We start from the raw sequence: 293 nt of genomic DNA on the forward strand, positions 1-293 counted from the left end.
TTTGCAACTAGCGGGCATGCAGTTCACAGGGCAGCAACACCGAGCGCTGGTCGATGCCCGGAACACGGCACGGCTTTTACCGCTGATCATGCCCAACTGAGTGTGACGGCATAATAGCCCGAGCCCTTGCACGCATATTATTGATGCGCTCTTGCAAAACACGTCCTTAACAGGGCGTGACGGGGTTTGGCGTGTTGGGCATACTGGCGAGCCACTCACAGCCCTTCATAAGGAATCGCCCATGTTCAAGGTCAACGAATACTTCGACGGCACCGTCAAATCCATCGCCTTCA

General features: G+C 55.3%; 1 pseudogene (running past one end of the window). It reads left to right on the forward strand.

Going from position 1 to position 293, the window contains the following annotated elements:
- Positions 1 to 100 (forward strand): annotated as a pseudogene (locus ALO43_RS08580) (3'-5' exonuclease); it begins 377 nt to the left of the window's first position.
- The last annotated feature ends 193 nt before the right edge of the window (positions 101 to 293 follow it).

Source organism: Pseudomonas tremae (assembly GCF_001401155.1).
In the GTDB taxonomy this organism is placed as follows: domain Bacteria; phylum Pseudomonadota; class Gammaproteobacteria; order Pseudomonadales; family Pseudomonadaceae; genus Aquipseudomonas; species Aquipseudomonas tremae.